Here is a 17,723-nt window from a genome sequence, read left to right as displayed (position 1 = left end):
GCATTTAACTGGCTGGATTGATTAGCTCTCTGCCGGTGAAACGGCCCGCTGATACAGGTGCCAGGTGGTGTGGCCAAGGATCGGCAGAGTGAAGATTAAGCCTAGAAAAGCCGGAACCATCGACAACAGCATGGTGACCGAAATGATCGCCGCCCAACTAAGCATGACCACCGGGTTTTCCGTGACGACGCGAATGGACGTTATCATGGCAGAAACGAAATTGGTTTCCCGGTCCAGCAGCATGGGCATGGCGATGACGGTCACCGAGAACAGCACAGCAGACAGAAAGCCGCCTACGCAGGTGCCAACAGCCAGAAAAGTCCAGCCCTGCGGCGTGAAGAAGACTGTGTTCAAGAACCCGTCAAAATCCGAAAAGGATGCATTCTGCAGGATAATCGCCAGCCAAAGCCGAACCTGATATACCCACACCCAGAATATGAACAGGGTGACGAAGGCCATCCAGCCCAGTTCACGCTTGCGTTGATTGGCCATGACGGTGAGGATTTCAGACCAGCCGAAGCTTTCCCCTTTTTGCAACCGACGGGACATTTCATAAAGCCCGGCCGCGGCAAACGGCGCGACCAGTGGAAAGCCTACAATGGCGGGAATGATCATCCAAATCTTGCCGAGCCAGACCAGACCCCAAACAAACACGATACCGAAAACCGCATAAAAGAGGCCGAAGAAACCGCTCATTAAGGGGCGAGCCAAAAAGTCGGAAAACCCGGCCTTCAGCGACGCAGTGATATCACCGGCGGTTACTTTGTTGACTTTGGGCATAGCCTGCTGCTGCGGCGTCAGTTTGTCAGGTGGCGTGGAACCAGCGGTCTTGGATGTCATGACATGCCTCCTCCGCAAACAAGTTTGCGTCAGGGGCAGCGCAAGAGCAAGGGTGGAGTATGGCTGCTTGGTTATGCAGCCTTGTCAGAACAACTTCTAAAAGTCGATCTCGACCCCAGGCAGGTTCAATTCCTTCATCATGTCGCGCAGTTCCTGCCGGGCTGCGATGTTCGAGATGTTCAGCTGTTTGACCCCGATATCCTTGAGGTCCAACAGTGTCAGGCCACGCGGGAACAACTCGCGAAAGATAACCCGCTCGGAAAAGCCTGATGCGACGCGGAAGCCGATGCGCTGGGACAGCATTTCGATCGCGCGCTGCATCTTTTCCTTGTTGACCATACGCTGTGTACCGACGCGGTTGCGCACGACCACCCAGTCGATAGGCTTGAGCCCGGCCTGCGCCCGCAATTGCCGCGCGTTCCAGACCATTTCGGAATAGACCGAGGGTCCAAGGATTTTCTCGCCCTTTGAATCGATCCGTGCCAACAGGTCAAAGTCGATGAAGCTGTCGTTCAGCGGTGTGATCAGCGTGTCGGCCAGCGAATGCGCAACCTGACTGAGGCGGGTATGCGAGCCGGGGCAGTCGATCAGGATAAAATCGCTGTCGCTTTCCAGTTCAGAAACGGCGGCGGACAGGCGGTGGTCATAGATATTCTCACCGGGTTTCAGCTTGGAGGCGTCGATCTCGGGCAGGTCATGGTGGCGCGGGCTGGGCAAGGGGACCTCGGACCCGTTCATGAATTTGCCGCGGTTTTCGAAATACCGTCCCAGACTGCGCTGTCTCAGATCCAGGTCCAGCGTGCTGACTTTGTGGCCCAGCCGTGCCAGTGCGGTGGCCACATGCATCGACACGGTCGATTTGCCTGCGCCGCCCTTCTCGTTTCCGACTACGATGATATGTGCCATGCCTGTATTCCCATGTCCCGCCGTGCTTCGCACACGTTGTTGCGAACCACTATATGTTGTGGAAACCGAGATGGGAAGAACCTCAATCGGTGATTTCAGGCTCTAAATTGGAAAACTATGACGTGGAATAGGGTTAAGCTGTGTGCTTGTCAAAAGTGGTACCCTGTTTCAGTGTCAGACGCAAAGAATTGCGATAGGGGCGACCGGTGGATCATCTGTTTCTGAACGTTCTGAACGTGGTCCTACCCGTCCTGATCTGCGCCGGAATCGGATATTGTCTGGCCCTGATCAAAGCGCCGTTCGACAATAAGGTGATCGGGGGAATCGTGTCGCGGGTGGGGTATCCGACGCTGATTATCTCGCACCTGTCTACCACGACGATTGCAATCGATACCTTTCTGGATGTGATGACCGCCGCAGCGCTGGCCATTGCCGGGTTCGGAGTGCTGGGGTTCGTTGCCCTGAAAGCGATGCGCCTGCCGGTGCGCGCGTTTCTGACTCCATTGATGCACAGCAATGTGGGCAATATCGGCTTGCCGATCACGCTGCTGGCGTTGGGTGACGCAGGCATGGCCTATGCGATGGGTTTCGTTGTCGTCGTGCTGATCAGTATCTTCACCATCGGCATGTGGATTCCGGCCGGAGAATTCTCGCCCCGTAAAATTGCCACCTCGCCGATCATCTACGCTGTGACCCTTTCGCTGATTTTAATGGCGACCGGGTACAGCCTGCCGCAACCTATCGCCAAGTCCTTCGACATTCTCGGCGGGTTGTCGATTCCGCTGATGTTGCTGACGCTGGGCCATACACTGGCGACTTTGCGGATCAAACGTCTGGGTCTGGCGGTGGTGCTGACCCTGCTGCATCTGGTTATGGCGGTTGCGATCTCAAGCGCGCTGGTCTGGGCGTTTGGCTTTACCGGGGCTGAACGCGGCGCGTTTATCCTGTGTTGTCTGATGCCATCTTCGGTTGCGACCTACCTGTTCATTGATCAGCACATGCCGGAATACGGCCCGGATGTGGCCGGATTCATTTTGGTTTCGACACTGACCACGATTGTTGTTCTACCGGTTGCGCTGTCCTACTGGATCTGACGCGCACCCTATGCGAAGCGAAAAAAACTGCTAAACTGCTGATAAATTGGATTAAAGACCTACAATTTAAGGGGCGTTGATGACTGACAAGACCTCGGAAGAAGTCACCCCGCAGGCTCGTGCCCGCGTGGTGCTGGCGATGACGGCGATCTGTATGATGGTCGTGGGGTTTAATACCACCGCCGTGACCACCATCCTGCCCAACCTGAAGGCCGAGTTCGACCTGACCCCGTCCGGGCTGCAATGGGTGATGGCAACTTATTCCGTAGCCAGCGCGACGCTTGTCACCATCGTCAGCCGTCTGGGCGACATTACCGGCAAGATGGGCGTATTTTTCTTTGGTATGATCGTCTTTGCGATCGGGTCGGCCTTGGCGCTGTTTGCTCAGGATGGAGTGATGCTGCTGATTGGTCGTGGTGCGCAGGGGGCAGGGGCAGCAGCGCTGTTCGGCACTTCGTTGTCTTTGTTGACCGCCGCTACGCCCGAAGAACAACGCGCCAGTGTCACCGGGGCCTGGGGCGCGATCGTTGGTCTGGCCATCGGTGTCGGGCCTATCGTCGGCGGGGCCTTTGGCCACTATGTCAGTTGGCGAGCGGTTTTTGCGGCCGACCTGGTGCTGCTGGCGGTGGCTTTCGCCATTGGACTGCTCGTCAGCAGACGGAAATACATACCCGACACCCGCCTTGCCGGTGCGAAGTTCGACTATCCGGGTGCAGTTGCCATCCTGTTGTTCCTCGGGCCACTTTCCTTTGCGCTCAGCAATGGGGAAAGCGGTGGATGGGCCACGCCGCTTACGTTGGTGCCGTTGGCCATCGCGGCAATGGCGACCGTCGTACTGGTGATTGTCTCACGCCGCAGCGCAGATCCGCTGGTCGAACTGCGATACTTTCGCCATCCGCGTTACTTTATGGCTGCGGCGGGCATGTTTGTTACGGGCTTCACGTTGTTCTGCTTTTTTGTTTATTTCAACACCTTCGTGCAGTCGCCGGACGCCTTCGGATACAGCTCAATTGGGGCAGGGTTAGCGATCATGCCGCTCAGCCTCAGCATGTTCGTCATCTCGGTGACCGCGCCCCGCTTTCTGGCGCCTTACAGTTTCCGGTGGCCCGTTACAATTGGCCTAGGGGCGATGGCCTGCGGGTTCCTGTTGCTGATGACAACCAACAATTCCACGCAATATGCCGAGATTTGGTGGAAGCTTTTGATTGTTGGCGTCGGTATGGGCATCTGTTTTTCCTTGCTGCCGCGCCTCGGCCTGCGTCTTCTACCCGAAGTACATGTTGGCCAGGGGTCAGGCGTGATCAACGCCTGCCTCTATTTCGGAGCCACCCTTGGAGCGGTGGTCGGCGGTCTGGCCGAATCTATCACCATTCGTCGCGGTCTGTCCGAGGTGATCGCTGCGTTGCCCGCCGGTTCAACCCAGCGCGAGGATCTGGCACATGCGCTGACCCACGGCACGCCCAGCCAGATCCAGCAATTGATCGCGGGGATGGATCCATCGACCAGTTCGGTCTTGGCCAGAGCTTTGCGCGAATTGCTGGACAATGCCTTTGACAGCGCCATGGTGGTCGCCGCGATTGCCGCGCTTGTCGGCATGGTACTGGCCTTGGTGCTGCTGCGCGGGCCGGTGCCGCCGTTGCACAGTGCGGCAGAACTGACGCGCGCACCCAGGTAAATGCATTAGCGGAAAAAGACGTCGACCGGTCTGGATCAAATGGGTTTAACCTCCAAGGTACACCCCATCTTTGGGTCGATAGAAAACCTTCTGATCGTGCAGCTTGCCAAGAAGATCATGGACGCGGCGCAGGGTGTTTTCGCGAACCACTTTCCCATCATCCGTTTCATCTGGTGTTGCCAGCGAACGGGAGGCAGCCAAGCCGCGCAAGGCTGTTTCGATCAGATCCATATCCTGCACCGAAAGTTCGAACATATCATTGTACTTGGGCATTTCAGGGTCTCCGTCGTATCAGGGCGGTTCTTGGTGCCAAGTGTAGCACCTTTTCAGCATTGTGCGGCGATCACTGCGTGTGACGCGTGAGATCGGCGAGGGTGCCTTCAGGGGCTTCCTTTCTGGCAGGCCCTTTGTATCGTCTCACATGCCTGTCCCAAAAAGAAAAAGGCCGCCCCTCGGGACGGCCTTTCGCATTCGAAACGGGGTGGGATTAGAAGCCCAGACCTTCGTATTTCTTCTTGAACTTCGACACGCGGCCGCCGGCGTCCATCAGGCGCGACGAGCCACCGGTCCACGCGGGGTGCGAGGAGGGGTCGATTTCCAATGCCAGCTGGTCGCCTTCGCTGCCCCAGGTGGATTTCATCTGAACCACGGTGCCATCGGTCATTTTGACGTTGATGAAGTGGTAATCGGGATGGATGTCTTTTTTCATCTTTCCGCTCCTTACGCCTCGGCGCCAGCTTTGGGCTTGTAGTTTGTGACTTCTGCGATACGTGCGGATTTACCGCGACGGGTGCGCAGATAGTACAGTTTGGCGCGACGGACGCGGCCACGGCGGACAACGGTGATGCTGTCGATGTTGGTCGAATGCAGTGGGAACACACGCTCCACACCTTCGCCAAACGAGATTTTGCGGACGGTGAACGATCCGGCGATGCCGTCGCCACCTTTGCGCGCGATGCAGACGCCTTCGTAGTTCTGCACACGGGTGCGCGACCCTTCGGTCACTTTAAAGCCGACACGGATGGTGTCACCGGCTTTGAAATCGGGGATGTCTTTCCCCAGGGCGGCAATCTGTTCCGCCTCAAGCTGTGCGATCAAGTCCATCGCAGTTACTCCTATCTGCTCGTGGTTGGTCCACGAAGTTAAGCACGGCCTGAGAGCTCTTGGTCTTCACCGGGTCCTGCGTACAGCCCGCCAGAGGTCAGATCGAATGTTCCTTTGGTCTGGCCTGCCCTGACACGCCGTGGCTGAAGAAAGCTAAGCGATGCGCCATGATGCAAACCAAAACACCGGAGTCGCGTTACGCGGCACCGGATTGCGCTGCTTTACGGGGTTTGCGATCAGGGATCAAGATAAAAACACCATATTTTCAACGCAAGGGTGGTGGGTTTTCGCCGTAAGCAAACTGCACCGTTGCGTTATCAGGCGGATCAGGCATTCTGGGGGCAATTATAAGAGCAGTAATTTAAAAACAGGAACCGATCATGCGCATTGCATTGATGCTGGCCGTCATGGCCTTTGCGACCCTGTCCTGTGGTCGCAGCACACCTCCGCCTCAAAAGGTCGAGGCCAAAGCTTTTCTAAGTACAACTTCCCCTTCAGTCATCTACCCGGCCTTTGGCGACGCCGACCCGCATGACTGGGATGGGCGGCATCCTGGCCACTATCCGGTGCATGGGCTGGATGTCTCACGCTGGCAGGGGCCGATCGACTGGCATCAGGCCAAGGCATCAGGCGTCAGTTTTGTGTTCATCAAAGCGACCGAAGGTGGAGATGTCGCCGACCCCTTGTTCGAAGACCATCGCCGTGGCGCGCAAGCTGCGGGCGTGCCGTGGGGGGCGTATCATTATTATTATTTCTGCCGCCCAGCGCATGAACAGGCCCGATGGTTCATCAAGAACGTGCCAAAAGGGGCTGACCTGCCGCATGTGCTGGATATGGAGTGGACGCCGCATTCCAGAACCTGCAGGTTGCGCCCCGATGGTGCCACCGTCCGGGCCGAGGCTAAGCGGTTTCTAGATATCTTGGAACGTCACTATGGACGCCGTCCGATCGTCTATACAACGGTGGATTTTCATGGGGATACAGAAATAGGACGTCTGCGCGGGACCGAATTCTGGCTGCGATCCGTTGCCGGACACCCCCATCAGGTTTATCCGAGATCGTCCTGGCGGTTCTGGCAATATACCGGCACCGGGCTGGTGCCCGGCGTGCAGGGCAAGGTGGATATCAACACGTTCAACGGCCACCCCGAAAGCTGGGCGCGCTGGAAGGCGGGGGGCTAGTCCCGCTCCTTTCGGTAGATCTCCCACAGATCGGGTCGCCGTTCGCGGGTGATCTGTTCTGACATTTCGTGCCGCCAATCGGCAATGCGCCCGTGGTGGCCGGACATCAGAATGTCGGGGATCGGGCGGCCCTTCCATTCAGCGGGGCGCGTGTATTGCGGATGCTCCAGCAAACCAGACGAAAAGCTTTCTTCCTCGGCCGAGGCTTGATTGCCCAATACGCCGGGGATCAATCGCACCGTGGCGTCGATGAGTGCTTGCGCTGCGATCTCACCACCGGTCATAACGAAGTCGCCCAAGCTGACCTCTTGGACGCCATAATGTTCCAGCACCCGCTCATCGACGCCCTCGAAGCGACCACACAGCAGGGTCATGCCGTCGCAGCGCGCGAGGTTTTGCATCATACGTTGATCCATCCGGCGTCCACGCGGGCTGAGATAGATCAGCGGCCAATTGCCCTGAACACCCGCCATCGTGTGTTCGATCGCCTCTCCAAGAACGTCGGCACGCAGCACCATGCCTGCACCACCACCCGCAGGTGTGTCGTCGACGTTGCGATGTTTGCCGATGCCGAACGGGCGCAGATCAACGGTTTCCAGCTGCCACAAACCTTCCTGTAATGCCTTTCCGGTCAGGCTTTCGCCCAGCACCCCAGGAAAGGCTGAAGGAAACAGAGTGATGATCTTGGCCTTCCACACCCCATGCAGATCAGGCGTAGGAGTCAACAGCTCGCGCGGTTTCAGGGTTGGCCGGATCGCCTTGCGACCGTGGGATTTACTGGGTTTGTCTGTCATGTCGTGCCGGTCAGAGCGCCTTTTGCGCGTTCAATTATCGCCGTCTTTTGCGCAATCAAGGCGGCTTCGTCCAGACGCGAGCGATTCAAATCCAGCAATTCCGCCAGAACGTCCTCGGGTAGGCGATTGTTCACCCGGGAAGGCGGCACCAGACGTTTGGTCTTGTCGCGCGACAGGTTCAGAAATTCGGCGAACGGGGTGCCGGGACCAAAGCGTTGCAGTTGCAATTCCTCAAGCCAACCTGTCTTCACCGTGACTGAAGGCAGCCGTTCGCGGATTTGGTCTGCCGTGTCTTGCAAAGATGGCAGATGATCCATGCTTGCCCGGAAGGCTTCGAAGTCATGGACCTGACGCATGCGTTCCAGATCATGCGCCCAGAGGCTGCGCAGCCAGCCGCCGCGCTGGCGCAAGGACAGGTAGATCGTGATTTCGACCTCTTGCTGGTCAAAGCGGTGCCGGACCGCGTCCACCAGACAAGCGGCAAGTTCCGGTGCGGCTGCATAGCCCTGTTCGATGTTGCGGCTAGGGCGTAATCCGGCAAAGTTTTCTTCGCTGACGATCAATCCGCGTCTGGTGCCGAAATCCAGTGTTTCGAGAAAGGCGCGCATCCGGGTTCCGAATTCGGACAACGTACCCACGGTGCCATATATGGAATGTGTGGTGGCCGCGCGGGACAGGCCCGAGTTTCGGGTGCGATAGGGCAAGATCAGCGAGAAATGCGGCCAGATCAATTCGCGGTTGTCATACAGGAAAGACTGGGCCGCGGTGGTGCCGGTTTTGTGCAGCCCTAGATGCAACAAAACCCTCCGCATCAGATCAGCCCTTCGGGCGGATCAGCGACAATGCGGCCCTTGTCCAGATCAACCGTCGGAACAGCCTCGCGCGTAAAAGGCAGCAAGACCGTAGATTTCAGACCCGGACCGTGCAGTTCCAGCAAGTCGGCTGCGCCGTGGTTTTGCACCGATTTCACCCGGCCCAGCAGAGTGCCGCCTGTATCATAAACCTCAAGCCCGATCAGATCGGTATGATAAAATTCGTCGTCGGGCAACGAGGGTAGCTGATCGCGACGGGCATACAGACGCAGGCCATTGATCGCGTCCGCTTGTTCTTTGGTTTCAATCCCGCCCAATCGGGCGGCGAACCCGTTCTTGATGGGGCGGGTCAAAACCAAGGGGTAACGCTCGCCGCCGTTTTCGTCCGTCAGTGGGGAATAGGTCTCGATATCCTCGGGGACCGCGCAAAAGCTTTTCAGGCGCACTTCGCCGCGCACCCCGTACGAGCCCGCAATGCTGCCGACACAGATCAGATCACTCATTTGGCTTGTCCACCGTCACACATAATCCGTCCTGCCAATCGCCGCGTGCCTCACAGGCCTCGCGCTGGTTCGAGCGTTCAAAGAACACGCCCACAATAAATGCGATCATCAGCAGGATGGGAAGTCGAATAAGCCCGAACATTCTTAGCACACCTCAATCGGCAGCGTGTCGTGGCGGCTTTCCCAGCCAACACGTTCCAATTCGGGGGTGTCGGAAAACTCTTCCGGCTGCCCGACGCAGAAATAGCCGATCAGCCGCCAGTCGTCCGACACGTTCAAGTCACGGGCCAGCCGGTCAGGGTCCAGGATCGACACCCAACCCAGTCCGAGCCCTTCGGCCCGCAAGGCCAGCCAGAACAGGGTAACGGCGGACACAACAGAATAGCGCCGCATCTCGGGCATGGTGCCTGCGCCCAGGCCCTGCCCCTTGTCGGTGGCATCATCGCAGAACACGGCCAATTGTACCGGGGCCTCCTGCATGCCGGACAGTTTCAACTGGCTGTAAAGTTGCGCTTTTTCGCCGGAGTAACCGTCCAACGCCTGCGCGTTGGCGGTTTGGAAATTTTCAAGCGCCGCGGCACGCGCGGCTTCGCTTTCGACGCGGATCACACGCCAGGGTTCGCTAAGCCCAACCGAAGGGGCCAAGCGAAACGCGTCGAGGCAGCGCGTCAGCACTGCCTCGTCTATCGCATCGGTGCGGAACCGGCGCACATCGCGCCGGAGCCGCATTAACAGATCGAACTGCGTGCGGAAATCGTCAGTGAAAGTCTGATCCTGCACGCGCTCGCCTGCTTATTCTTCTGCTGCTGCTTCTTCAGCCGGTGCAGCAGCTGCTTCGGCAGCTTCAGCAGCCTTTGCAGCTTTCTCTTCCGCGCGTTCCTGAGCTTTCTTGCCCGGGGTCCCCTTGTTGGGGTTGTTACGCTCGGCTTTGTCACGGGTGCCAGCGGCTTCCAGCATGCGCGCGATACGGTCGGTGGGCTGTGCGCCCTGATCCAGCCAGTACTGGATACGCTCCATGTTCATTTTCACGCGCTCTTCGCTGTCTTTCGGCAGCAGCGGGTTGTAGGTGCCCAGTTTCTCGATGAAACGACCGTCGCGAGGCATGCGGCTGTCAGCAGCCACGATGCGGTAGAAAGGACGTTTTTTCGAGCCGCCGCGGGCGAGACGAATTTTCATTGCCATGGTGGTATCTCCTTTGGATGGCGTTTACCGGGATCGTTTCCGGTTAATTCTGGTGTTTCTTGTGGTGTCGGATGACTTCCTGAATGATGAAATTCAGGAAAGCCTTGGCGAAGTCGGGGTCTAGATCGGCCTCTTTCGCCAGGTCTTCTAATCGTGCGATCTGCGCAGCCTCGCGCGAAGGATCGGACGGGGGAAGGTCGTGTGCGGCCTTGAGCTTGCCAACAGCCTGCGTGTGCTTGAACCGCTCGCCCAGCGTATAGACAAGGATCGCGTCCAGCCGGTCGATGCTTTCGCGATGCTCTTTCAACAGCGCGGCAGCCTGTGTCACGGGGTTGGTCATTGGCCGTTCCTCTTTGCGGGCAAAGCGATGTGGGTCATGCGTAGGCCTCCATGCCGCCATTCACCAGATCGGCGGGGGCAGGGTGGCGCCAGATTTCGGTCGCGCCGAATTTCGGGTGTTCGTAGTGATAGTCGAGCTTAGCGCCCAGCCGTTTGGCCACGGCCTTGCTGGCGTGGTTTTCCGGGTCGATCAGTGAAATCGCCGTGTCCCAGCCCAATATGTCATAGGCATGGGCGCGCGCGGCCAGAGCGGCCTCGGTCGCATAGCCCTTTCCGGTCGCATGATTCATCAGGGTCCAACCGACCTCGGGCTCGGGCCAACCTTCGGGGAACCAAAGGCCGATCCGCCCGACATAGTTGCCAGTGTCTTTTTCGTCGACGCTCCAATATCCATAACCACGCAGAGCCCAATGGCCAAAATGCATGGCAATGATCCGCCACACTTCATCCCGACGCAGAGGTCCGCCGACATACTTCGCAGCATCGCTGGCAAAGAATGCGGCGTCCGCGTCCAGATCAGTTTCAGATGGTGCGCGCAGGATCAGACGTTCGGTTTCCAGAGTCGGTATGGCCAGAGCAAGTTTCATGCCGGCACCTCGCCATAGCGCCAGACATGCTGGTCTGCATCAAATGCACGTTCGGCAACTGCGTCCCGCGAAGCACCCAAGCGCTGTGCCAACGCATTCGAACGGGCATTTGAAGCCGATACATAGCTTACGAATTGCCCAGATCCCAACAGGTCAAAACCGAAATCGCGAACAGCTGAGCACGCCTCGGTGGCGTAACCCTGCAGTCTGTGATCCGCGCGGAACAGGTAACCAAGCTCGGGCTCCTGATCGTCCCATTCGAGACCCAGAATGACAAAGCCAATGACCTGAGCATCCTCTTTCAGTGTGACGGTGAACAGACCATGTCCGTGCAACAGCCAGCCGGAGGTATAGTAGGAGAACTCGGTCCAGGCGTCCTGATTGGTGTCGCCAAAGCTCTCTTTACAGATCGACGTCCACACTGGCAGGTCGTCCAAAGTGGGTGCGCGCAGAACCAGCCGCCGGGTCTTAAGGACCGGCAGGGCCGCGCGATACTGCGCTGCTGCCATCGCCGCCTTGCCGGACGGGGGCTGGGTGCAGCGTGCTGGGGTCACTTTTTCTTTCCGAACCCGCTGAGACCCGGAGGCAGACCCATGCCGCCACCCATACCGGGCATGCCGGGCATTTTGCCGCCCATTGCCTTGGCCGCCTGTTCCAGCGCCTTGGGGTCCATGCCTGCGGCCATTTCTTCGGGCGACGGGCCACCTTTGCCGAACATGCCCTTCATCGCTTGTTTCAGCATCTTGCCTTTACCCATCTTGCCCATCTTTTTCATCATGTCCGACATCTGCCGGTGCATCTTGAGCAGTTTGTTGAGGTCGCTGACCTCCATACCGGAACCGGCTGCAATGCGTTTCTTGCGGCTGGCCTGCAGCAGTTGCGGGTTGGCACGTTCGCGCTTGGTCATCGACTGTATCAGGGCGATCTGCTGGCGCAGGATTTTGTCGTCCAGACCGGCCTGATCCATCTGCTTGGCCATCTTGTTCATGCCCGGCATCATGCCCATCATGCCCTGCATGCCACCCATCTGGATCATCTGCTCCAGCTGCATTTTCAGGTCGTTCATGTTGAACTGACCTTTGACCATGCGCTTCATCATGCGCTCGGTCTGTTCCATCTCCATCGTTTCCTGGGCCTTTTCGACCAGAGCAACGATGTCGCCCATGCCCAGAATACGACCAGCGATCCGGTCCGGCTCAAAGGTTTCGAGGGCGTCCATCTTCTCGCCCAGGCCGACAAAGCGGATCGGTTTGCCGGTGACCGCGCGCATCGACAGCGCCGCGCCGCCACGTCCGTCGCCGTCCATACGGGTCAGCACCACGCCCGAGATGCCGACCTTGGCGTCGAACTCTTCGGCCACCTCAACGGCGACCTGACCGGTCAGGCCGTCAACCACCAGCAGGGTTTCGCGTGGGTCAACCGCATTGCGCACCTGCTCGACCTCGTCCATCAGGACTTCGTCGATATGCAGACGGCCCGCGGTGTCGAGCATATAGACGTCATAGCCACCCAGCGTCGCCTGTTGCTTGGCGCGCTTGGCAATGTCGACCGGTTTTTGGCCAGGGACGATCGGCAGGGTATCGACGCCGACCTGTGTGCCCAGAACGGCCAGCTGATCCATCGCCGCCGGGCGATAGACGTCCAGCGAGGCCATAAGGACCTTCTTGCCCTCTTTCTCTTTCAGGCGTTTGGCGAGTTTACCGGTGGTGGTCGTCTTACCCGAACCCTGCAGACCGACCATTAGGATCGGGGCAGGCGGGTTGTCGATCTTCAGCGCACCGGGGTCTTCCTCGCCGCGCAGTACATCAACCAGCGCGTCATGCACGATCTTGACGACCTGCTGACCTGGGGTGATCGACTTGGTGACCGCCTGACCGGTGGCCTGGCTTTGAACCTTCTTGACGAATTCACGGGCAACCGGCAGCGAGACGTCAGCCTCAAGCAGCGCAACCCGAACCTCACGTAGGGCGGTCTTGACGTCTTCCTCGGACAGAGCGCCCTGCTTGGTCAGCCGGTCAAAGACGCCGGAAAGGCGTTCGGATAGATTTTCAAACATGCCTTCGGCCTCCTTAGCCGGTTATCTCGTGGCGCCTCTTAGATAAGAAACACCGGTTAAATGCACAATTGCCCCCTCCCACTGAATTAGACGTGGGGGTAATGCCAAATGGCATTGCCCCCACGGGCGAAACTCGCTGGTGGGGGGCGATCCCTGAACGACTCAAGGGACCGGAAGATCAGATGCTTCCGGATGTTGGCCGCGATTTAGGCCGATTGGCTGGCAGAGTCAACCTTGCGTGCCGGAAGCCATTCATTGACGGCATCCACCAGCCGATGCGCACCGCGCCCACTGGAATAGGCCTCAACAATGGGGTGCCGACCCGCGCTCATGCCTTTGTCCAGTATGAGTACGGGGCGATACAGCGTAGATGAGCCCTTGTTGCTGCGCGAAATCGTTGTTTCAATCTCGGCATGGGACAGGTTCGACAGCATGTGCTCGACGGCATCATAGCCAAAAACCGAATGCCTGCGGATCACGATGCTGTCTTTGTCCCGGTCCAGAATGACCTGAACGCGCCGTACAAAGGCGCAGAAGGCCCCAAATCCTAACCCTCCGCCGCCGAGGGCGAATATCAGGCCGAACAGGATGGCCTCGCCCCCCTCGGTCATCAAGAAGAGACCAAGGCCGACAAAGATTAGAATAAATAAGACGAGTGTGATGCCTATGAACCATGGGGTATCGGACAGGATCAGTTGGTTCGGTGTATTGCGCGTGACTTTCATGGCGGCACGCTAGCACTGTGTCGCGGGTCTGTCGTGCCTTGAATCTTGTTCCATGTTGCGCGAAGAGCGCGTTACATAGGAGGTTCCCATGGACGCATCATCTGCCTTTCAAGATACATTGCCGCTCAGCTCTGACGCGCTGCTGACGCAGTTGGGCGATTGGGGGCTGGCCTATCGGTTGCACAGCCATATCCCGCTGCGCACGGTCGAGGATGCGAAAGGGGTTGAGGATCAGTTTCTGGTGCCCGGAGAAAATACGCTGCGGCTCAAGAACCTGTACCTGCGTGACAAGAAAAAGCGGAACTATCTGGTGACGCTGGAACAGAGCCGCGAGATTGACCTTAAAGCCCTGGGTGCGGAGTTGGGTGTCGGGAACCTGTCCTTCGGTTCGGCGGATCGTCTGATGCAGAACCTCGGTATCCGGCCCGGCGCGGTCAGCCCACTGGCGATGATCAATGGGGTTCAGAACGAAGTGCGGTTCTTTATGGATAGTGCGGCGCAGAATTCAGACGTGATCAACATGCACCCGCTGGTGAACGACCGTACCGTAGTAATGACGCGCGCCGATCTGATGGCGTTCTTTGACCGGATCGGCTGTGAAGTGACCTGGTTGCCCTGATCAACCCTCCAGCGCCTCTTTCAAAGCCGCCTCGACATGCGCTGCGGACGGGTTGATGAACAGGTGTCCGTCGGACTTGAAAACCGGATCGTCCAGATGATCAGGAAAGGCCAGGGGTAACTCGGTGCAGGCCAGGAGGATAGCGGTGCCGGGGGTGGCATGTTTGTTGCAAAAGGTCAGTAGTCGTGTGCGGGCCGTGTCCGACGCGCCGCCGTAGAATTCGCTGTCGATCATGGCCTGCATCTCGGCAATCTCGGGTTCCGGCAGGCGGTCGTTGGCCGTGATGCCCTCTTTGGCCAGCCGATCGGCATAGTCAGTCGCCTGCATGGTTACCGCCGTCCCCAGAACCAGCGCGCTTGATGCTCCGGCAGAGGCAGTGGCTTCGGCGGTTGCGTCAAAAATGCTCAGAATTGGCATCGCCACGCCTCGCCGGATCGCGTGCAGCCTTGCGTGTGGCGTGTTCGAGGCGATGATACCGAAATCGCAGCCTGCGCGTTCCAACGTCAAAAGGGCCTCGCGGAAGACGGCGTCGAATTCGGCCCAGCTGGCCTCATCCCCTGCCACACCGCGCAGGGCGCGGGTTTTGGCCTGTGTGACGGATTCAATGGTCATGGGCGGGATGGGTAGTGGCGAGCCGTGACCGAGGTCAGCAAAATACCGGCCCGCGCCCTGGGCAATCGCCCGGTAATAATCCACGGTCGAGGCCCAGCCCACTCCGCCCAGAATTCCGATCTTTTTCATAACTAACGCCCAGTCTGCCAATTCCCGTTCGGGAGGAAGACTGGACGTTTCAGCGTATAAAAACCAGAGGCGATCAGGCCGCCAGTTCAGTTACCGCCTTGTGGGCATTGTTCAGTGCGGCCTCGGCGTCCAGCGCCATTTTGTCGGCGGCGACCACGTCGACATTGGTGATGCCAATAAAGCCCAGAACGTGACGCACATAGTTGGTGGCAAAATCGATCTCGGACCCAACGGCAGTGCCGCCCGATGCGATGGCCAGAACCACACGTTTGTCTGTCAGCAGTCCCACTGGGCCGTTCTCAGTATACGAGAATGTCAGGCCGACGCGGGCAACCAGATCAATCCAGGCTTTGAATGCGGCAGGCACCGAAAAGTTATAGATCGGCAGACCGATGACGATGGTGTCGGCCTGTTGCAGCTCACCCACCAGGGCATCGGACAGCGCCAGATGTTTGCGTTGCGCGTCATTGCGCTGATCGGCGGGGGTGAAGTTGGCGCTGATCCAGTCCTCGGTCAGCAGGGGCAGGGGGGAGGCCAGATCGCGGCGGATAATGCGTGCAGCACCCAGATGGTTGACGATACGGTTGGACAGATCGCGGGTAGCTGAACCTTCACGGCGCGCCGAGGCGTCGATATGCAGGATGGTCTTGGTCATTTCACTTGGTCCTTCTGATAGGATTTTCGTCTGCGGCCAATATGGATATTGCGAGAATGAACAAAACTCGGATATATCAACACTGACTGTTGGAATTTGCACATCTGAGGTAATGCCGTGGACAATTGGGACGAAGTAAGAACCGCTTATCAGGTTGCCCGTATGGGGACCGTCAGCGGCGCGGCCGAGGTTTTGGGCGTGCATCATGCCACCGTGATCCGCCATATCGACGCGATCGAGGCACGGCTGAGTGTCAAACTGTTCCAGCGCCATGCGCGTGGTTACACGCCGACCGAAGCCGGGGATGATCTGTTGCGTGTGGCACAAGCGACCGAGGATCAGTTCAACCAACTGGTCGGGCGAATGAAGGGGCGGGGGGACGATGTTTCAGGAGAGTTGGTCGTGACCTCGCTGTCCTCATTGGCGCCTTTGGTGGTCCCAGTACTTAGTGAATTCCAACGCCTACACCCGGGCCTGATCGTGCGTTACCTGACAGGTGATCGCCTGTTCCGTCTGGAATATGGCGAAGCGCATGTGGCGATCCGGGCGGGTTCGGCCCCTGATCAACCGGACAATGTGGTGCAGCCGTTTATCGATCAGGAAGTCGGGCTTTATGCCAGTACAGCATATGTGGAGCGTCACGGTCAGCCCAAGAGTGTCGAGGACCTTAGAAACCATTTCTTCGTTGGTGCCGACGATGAAAACAGCCGCGCTCCGTTTTCGCGCTGGTTGCGCAAGACCGTACCGGCCGAAAACATCATATTTCGCTGTACCAATAATTTCTGCAACCGCGAGGCGGTTATGTCCGGGGCTGGGATCGGCTTCATGGCTCGTTGGGAGGCGGGCCGCGACCCCAGTCTGATCGAGGTGATAGAGCCGCTGCCCGAATGGTTCGGGAATCTGTGGCTTGTGACCCATGTGGACCTGCACCGCACCACCAAGGTTCAGAGTTTCCTGACCTATCTGAAAGAGCAATCCAAAGGTTGGTCGGCGTGAGCCCTCAGGCCCAGGGCCATCTGGCCATGCTGGTTTTTTCGGCTCTGGTGGCGGGCAGTTTTTCGCTGGGGTCACTGATCGCCAACCAGATCGCGCCCGAAGCGATCACGGCAGCTCGATTTCTGATCGCATCGGTTGTGATCGGCGTTGCGGCGCTTCTGACGACCGGTTTGTCCCGAAGCGCGGCGCAGGCACCCTGGCGTTATCTGGTCTTGGGCGGATTGTTCGCCAGCTATTTCGTGCTGATGTTCCATGGATTGAAGACCGCGCCCCCGGTCAGCGCAGCGGCAGTGTTCACGCTGACGCCGGTGATGTCAGCGGTTGCAGGGTGGGTGTTGCTGCGGCAGGTCACCACGCCAAGAATGGCTTTTGCCCTATCAGTTGGGGCAGTGGGCGCGCTTTGGGTCATATTCCGGGCCGACTGGCGGGCCTTTATGGCGTTTGAGATCGGTGGCGGTGAGATCATCTATTTCTGGGGCTGTTTGGCGCATGCGATCTACACGCCCATGGTGCGCAAGCTGAACCGAGGCGAGCCGGCGGTGGTGTTCACCTTTGGCACTCTGGTCGCGGGCTGCGTGTTGCTGACGTTGTATGGTTGGGCCGAGATCCGCGCGACCAACTGGGCCAACCTGCCGTTGATTGTTTGGGTCGGGCTGCTCTATGTCTCGATCTTTGCCACGGCGGCCAGCTTTGTTCTGGTGCAATTCGCAACCCTGCGGCTGCCTTCGGCCAAAGTGATGGCTTACACCTATCTGACGCCCAGCTGGGTGATCCTGTGGGAGGTTGCATTGGGTCAGAAGCCCCCAGGCTTACTGGTGTTTGTGGGTGCAATTCTCACCGTCGTGGCGCTTGTACTCTTGTTAAAGGCCGAGGGCCAGCCGCGCGCATCATCCAAGCCCGTGCCCGAATGACGC

General features: G+C 58.5%; 24 protein-coding genes. 6 read left to right on the top strand and 18 right to left on the bottom strand.

Translation table 11 applies throughout. The features are described from left to right. Positions 1–21: 21 nt before the first annotated feature. Together ACR0LY_RS11885 and ACR0LY_RS11880 are read right to left on the bottom strand one after the other, a co-directional pair. On the bottom strand, positions 22–840 hold the full coding sequence (locus ACR0LY_RS11885; RefSeq protein WP_170350311.1) for a DUF2189 domain-containing protein: 819 nt from the start codon (positions 838–840) through the stop codon (positions 22–24). A gap of 96 nt (positions 841–936) precedes the next feature. Then, a complete protein-coding gene (locus ACR0LY_RS11880) occupies positions 937–1,746 on the bottom strand; it encodes a division plane positioning ATPase MipZ (protein WP_170350312.1) in 810 nt (269 codons plus the stop codon). A 206-nt stretch (positions 1,747–1,952) separates the two neighbouring features. Here ACR0LY_RS11880 and ACR0LY_RS11875 point away from each other — a divergent pair, with 206 nt between their 5' ends. Further along, positions 1,953–2,840, top strand: coding sequence for an AEC family transporter (locus ACR0LY_RS11875; protein WP_170350313.1), 888 nt, complete (start codon positions 1,953–1,955; stop codon positions 2,838–2,840). Between the two features lie 79 nt (positions 2,841–2,919). Continuing rightward, positions 2,920–4,515: an MFS transporter gene (locus ACR0LY_RS11870; protein WP_170350314.1), complete on the top strand. Its 1,596-nt coding sequence runs from the start codon at positions 2,920–2,922 to the stop codon at positions 4,513–4,515. 45 nt (positions 4,516–4,560) lie between these two features. Here the strand turns inward: ACR0LY_RS11870 and ACR0LY_RS11865 are convergent, their stop codons facing one another. From ACR0LY_RS11865 to rplS, 3 genes are all read right to left on the bottom strand, one after another. Then, positions 4,561–4,788, bottom strand: coding sequence for a hypothetical protein (locus tag ACR0LY_RS11865; protein ID WP_170350315.1), 228 nt, complete (start codon positions 4,786–4,788; stop codon positions 4,561–4,563). Between the two features lie 214 nt (positions 4,789–5,002). Next, positions 5,003–5,224, bottom strand: a complete 222-nt coding sequence (gene rpmE / locus ACR0LY_RS11860) for a 50S ribosomal protein L31 (protein WP_170350316.1) — start codon at positions 5,222–5,224, stop codon at positions 5,003–5,005. An 11-nt stretch (positions 5,225–5,235) separates the two neighbouring features. Next, the gene (rplS, locus tag ACR0LY_RS11855) at positions 5,236–5,619 is read right to left on the bottom strand and encodes a 50S ribosomal protein L19 (RefSeq protein ID WP_170350317.1); all 384 of its coding nucleotides are present in this window, start codon (positions 5,617–5,619) and stop codon (positions 5,236–5,238) included. 380 nt (positions 5,620–5,999) lie between these two features. Between rplS and ACR0LY_RS11850 the strand changes: the two genes are divergently transcribed. Then, positions 6,000–6,800, top strand: coding sequence for a glycoside hydrolase family 25 protein (locus ACR0LY_RS11850; RefSeq protein ID WP_170350318.1), 801 nt, complete (start codon positions 6,000–6,002; stop codon positions 6,798–6,800). On the opposite strand, the gene trmD is transcribed toward ACR0LY_RS11850, so the two are convergent. The 11 genes from trmD to ACR0LY_RS11795 form a co-directional block, all read right to left on the bottom strand. Further along, positions 6,797–7,594: a tRNA (guanosine(37)-N1)-methyltransferase TrmD gene (trmD, locus tag ACR0LY_RS11845; RefSeq protein ID WP_170350319.1), complete on the bottom strand. Its 798-nt coding sequence runs from the start codon at positions 7,592–7,594 to the stop codon at positions 6,797–6,799. The genes ACR0LY_RS11850 and trmD overlap by 4 nt on opposite strands. Next, positions 7,591–8,406, bottom strand: a complete 816-nt coding sequence (locus tag ACR0LY_RS11840; RefSeq protein WP_170350320.1) for a hypothetical protein — start codon at positions 8,404–8,406, stop codon at positions 7,591–7,593. The genes trmD and ACR0LY_RS11840 overlap by 4 nt, the downstream gene beginning before the upstream one ends. Continuing rightward, positions 8,406–8,909 carry a ribosome maturation factor RimM gene (gene rimM, locus ACR0LY_RS11835; RefSeq protein WP_170350321.1) on the bottom strand — a complete coding sequence of 168 codons (504 nt, stop codon included), beginning with the start codon at positions 8,907–8,909 and terminating at the stop codon, positions 8,406–8,408. Before rimM ends, ACR0LY_RS11840 begins: the two co-directional genes overlap by 1 nt. Next, entirely contained in the window at positions 8,902–9,051 is a 150-nt protein-coding gene (locus ACR0LY_RS11830; RefSeq protein ID WP_165590802.1) for a hypothetical protein, read from the bottom strand. Before ACR0LY_RS11830 ends, rimM begins: the two co-directional genes overlap by 8 nt. A gap of 2 nt (positions 9,052–9,053) precedes the next feature. Next, a complete protein-coding gene (bluB, locus tag ACR0LY_RS11825; RefSeq protein WP_170350322.1) occupies positions 9,054–9,689 on the bottom strand; it encodes a 5,6-dimethylbenzimidazole synthase in 636 nt (211 codons plus the stop codon). 12 nt (positions 9,690–9,701) lie between these two features. Next, positions 9,702–10,091 (bottom strand): 30S ribosomal protein S16, encoded by a 390-nt coding sequence (gene rpsP / locus ACR0LY_RS11820; RefSeq protein ID WP_170350323.1) that lies wholly within the window; start codon positions 10,089–10,091, stop codon positions 9,702–9,704. 43 nt (positions 10,092–10,134) lie between these two features. Next, the gene (locus ACR0LY_RS11815) at positions 10,135–10,431 is read right to left on the bottom strand and encodes a chorismate mutase (protein ID WP_170350324.1); all 297 of its coding nucleotides are present in this window, start codon (positions 10,429–10,431) and stop codon (positions 10,135–10,137) included. Between the two features lie 34 nt (positions 10,432–10,465). Beyond that, a complete protein-coding gene (locus ACR0LY_RS11810; protein ID WP_170350325.1) occupies positions 10,466–11,017 on the bottom strand; it encodes a GNAT family N-acetyltransferase in 552 nt (183 codons plus the stop codon). Then, positions 11,014–11,571: a GNAT family N-acetyltransferase gene (locus ACR0LY_RS11805; protein ID WP_170350326.1), complete on the bottom strand. Its 558-nt coding sequence runs from the start codon at positions 11,569–11,571 to the stop codon at positions 11,014–11,016. The genes ACR0LY_RS11810 and ACR0LY_RS11805 overlap by 4 nt, the downstream gene beginning before the upstream one ends. After that, positions 11,568–13,073 carry a signal recognition particle protein gene (ffh, locus tag ACR0LY_RS11800; protein WP_170350327.1) on the bottom strand — a complete coding sequence of 502 codons (1,506 nt, stop codon included), beginning with the start codon at positions 13,071–13,073 and terminating at the stop codon, positions 11,568–11,570. The genes ACR0LY_RS11805 and ffh overlap by 4 nt, the downstream gene beginning before the upstream one ends. Positions 13,074–13,279: 206 nt before the next feature. Beyond that, a complete protein-coding gene (locus ACR0LY_RS11795; protein ID WP_170350328.1) occupies positions 13,280–13,798 on the bottom strand; it encodes a hypothetical protein in 519 nt (172 codons plus the stop codon). 88 nt (positions 13,799–13,886) lie between these two features. Here ACR0LY_RS11795 and ACR0LY_RS11790 point away from each other — a divergent pair, with 88 nt between their 5' ends. Further along, positions 13,887–14,417 carry a prolyl-tRNA synthetase associated domain-containing protein gene (locus ACR0LY_RS11790; protein ID WP_170350329.1) on the top strand — a complete coding sequence of 177 codons (531 nt, stop codon included), beginning with the start codon at positions 13,887–13,889 and terminating at the stop codon, positions 14,415–14,417. Here ACR0LY_RS11790 and ACR0LY_RS11785 read toward each other — a convergent pair whose 3' ends face one another. Continuing rightward, positions 14,418–15,158 (bottom strand): aspartate/glutamate racemase family protein, encoded by a 741-nt coding sequence (locus tag ACR0LY_RS11785; protein WP_170350330.1) that lies wholly within the window; start codon positions 15,156–15,158, stop codon positions 14,418–14,420. 73 nt (positions 15,159–15,231) lie between these two features. After that, positions 15,232–15,813, bottom strand: a complete 582-nt coding sequence (locus ACR0LY_RS11780; RefSeq protein ID WP_170350331.1) for an FMN-dependent NADH-azoreductase — start codon at positions 15,811–15,813, stop codon at positions 15,232–15,234. 117 nt (positions 15,814–15,930) lie between these two features. On the opposite strand from ACR0LY_RS11780, the gene ACR0LY_RS11775 reads away from it, so the two are divergent. Together ACR0LY_RS11775 and ACR0LY_RS11770 are read left to right on the top strand one after the other, a co-directional pair. Next, entirely contained in the window at positions 15,931–16,809 is an 879-nt protein-coding gene (locus tag ACR0LY_RS11775) for a LysR family transcriptional regulator (RefSeq protein WP_170350332.1), read from the top strand. Beyond that, positions 16,806–17,720: a DMT family transporter gene (locus ACR0LY_RS11770; protein ID WP_368040142.1), complete on the top strand. Its 915-nt coding sequence runs from the start codon at positions 16,806–16,808 to the stop codon at positions 17,718–17,720. The genes ACR0LY_RS11775 and ACR0LY_RS11770 overlap by 4 nt, the downstream gene beginning before the upstream one ends. The last annotated feature ends 3 nt before the right edge of the window (positions 17,721–17,723 follow it).

The organism is Ruegeria sp. BC5 (assembly GCF_056539205.1).
The sequence above is the reverse complement of the archived record's forward strand: the minus strand, read 5'-3'. Positions and strand labels throughout refer to the sequence as shown.

Excerpts from the sequence above, each read along its gene's own strand:
- ACR0LY_RS11885 (WP_170350311.1), bottom strand. The coding sequence starts at position 840 with ATGACATCCAAGACCGCTGGTTCCACGCCACCTGACAAACTGACGCCG.
- ACR0LY_RS11880 (WP_170350312.1), bottom strand. The coding sequence starts at position 1,746 with ATGGCACATATCATCGTAGTCGGAAACGAGAAGGGCGGCGCAGGCAAA.
- ACR0LY_RS11870 (WP_170350314.1), top strand. The coding sequence starts at position 2,920 with ATGACTGACAAGACCTCGGAAGAAGTCACCCCGCAGGCTCGTGCCCGC.
- ACR0LY_RS11865 (WP_170350315.1), bottom strand. The coding sequence starts at position 4,788 with ATGCCCAAGTACAATGATATGTTCGAACTTTCGGTGCAGGATATGGAT.
- rpmE (WP_170350316.1), bottom strand. The coding sequence starts at position 5,224 with ATGAAAAAAGACATCCATCCCGATTACCACTTCATCAACGTCAAAATG.
- rplS (WP_170350317.1), bottom strand. The coding sequence starts at position 5,619 with ATGGACTTGATCGCACAGCTTGAGGCGGAACAGATTGCCGCCCTGGGG.
- ACR0LY_RS11850 (WP_170350318.1), top strand. The coding sequence starts at position 6,000 with ATGCGCATTGCATTGATGCTGGCCGTCATGGCCTTTGCGACCCTGTCC.
- trmD (WP_170350319.1), bottom strand. The coding sequence starts at position 7,594 with ATGACAGACAAACCCAGTAAATCCCACGGTCGCAAGGCGATCCGGCCA.
- ACR0LY_RS11840 (WP_170350320.1), bottom strand. The coding sequence starts at position 8,406 with ATGCGGAGGGTTTTGTTGCATCTAGGGCTGCACAAAACCGGCACCACC.
- rimM (WP_170350321.1), bottom strand. The coding sequence starts at position 8,909 with ATGAGTGATCTGATCTGTGTCGGCAGCATTGCGGGCTCGTACGGGGTG.
- ACR0LY_RS11830 (WP_165590802.1), bottom strand. The coding sequence starts at position 9,051 with ATGTTCGGGCTTATTCGACTTCCCATCCTGCTGATGATCGCATTTATT.
- rpsP (WP_170350323.1), bottom strand. The coding sequence starts at position 10,091 with ATGGCAATGAAAATTCGTCTCGCCCGCGGCGGCTCGAAAAAACGTCCT.
- ACR0LY_RS11815 (WP_170350324.1), bottom strand. The coding sequence starts at position 10,431 with ATGACCAACCCCGTGACACAGGCTGCCGCGCTGTTGAAAGAGCATCGC.
- ACR0LY_RS11810 (WP_170350325.1), bottom strand. The coding sequence starts at position 11,017 with ATGAAACTTGCTCTGGCCATACCGACTCTGGAAACCGAACGTCTGATC.
- ffh (WP_170350327.1), bottom strand. The coding sequence starts at position 13,073 with ATGTTTGAAAATCTATCCGAACGCCTTTCCGGCGTCTTTGACCGGCTG.
- ACR0LY_RS11795 (WP_170350328.1), bottom strand. The coding sequence starts at position 13,798 with ATGAAAGTCACGCGCAATACACCGAACCAACTGATCCTGTCCGATACC.
- ACR0LY_RS11790 (WP_170350329.1), top strand. The coding sequence starts at position 13,887 with ATGGACGCATCATCTGCCTTTCAAGATACATTGCCGCTCAGCTCTGAC.
- ACR0LY_RS11785 (WP_170350330.1), bottom strand. The coding sequence starts at position 15,158 with ATGAAAAAGATCGGAATTCTGGGCGGAGTGGGCTGGGCCTCGACCGTG.
- ACR0LY_RS11780 (WP_170350331.1), bottom strand. The coding sequence starts at position 15,813 with ATGACCAAGACCATCCTGCATATCGACGCCTCGGCGCGCCGTGAAGGT.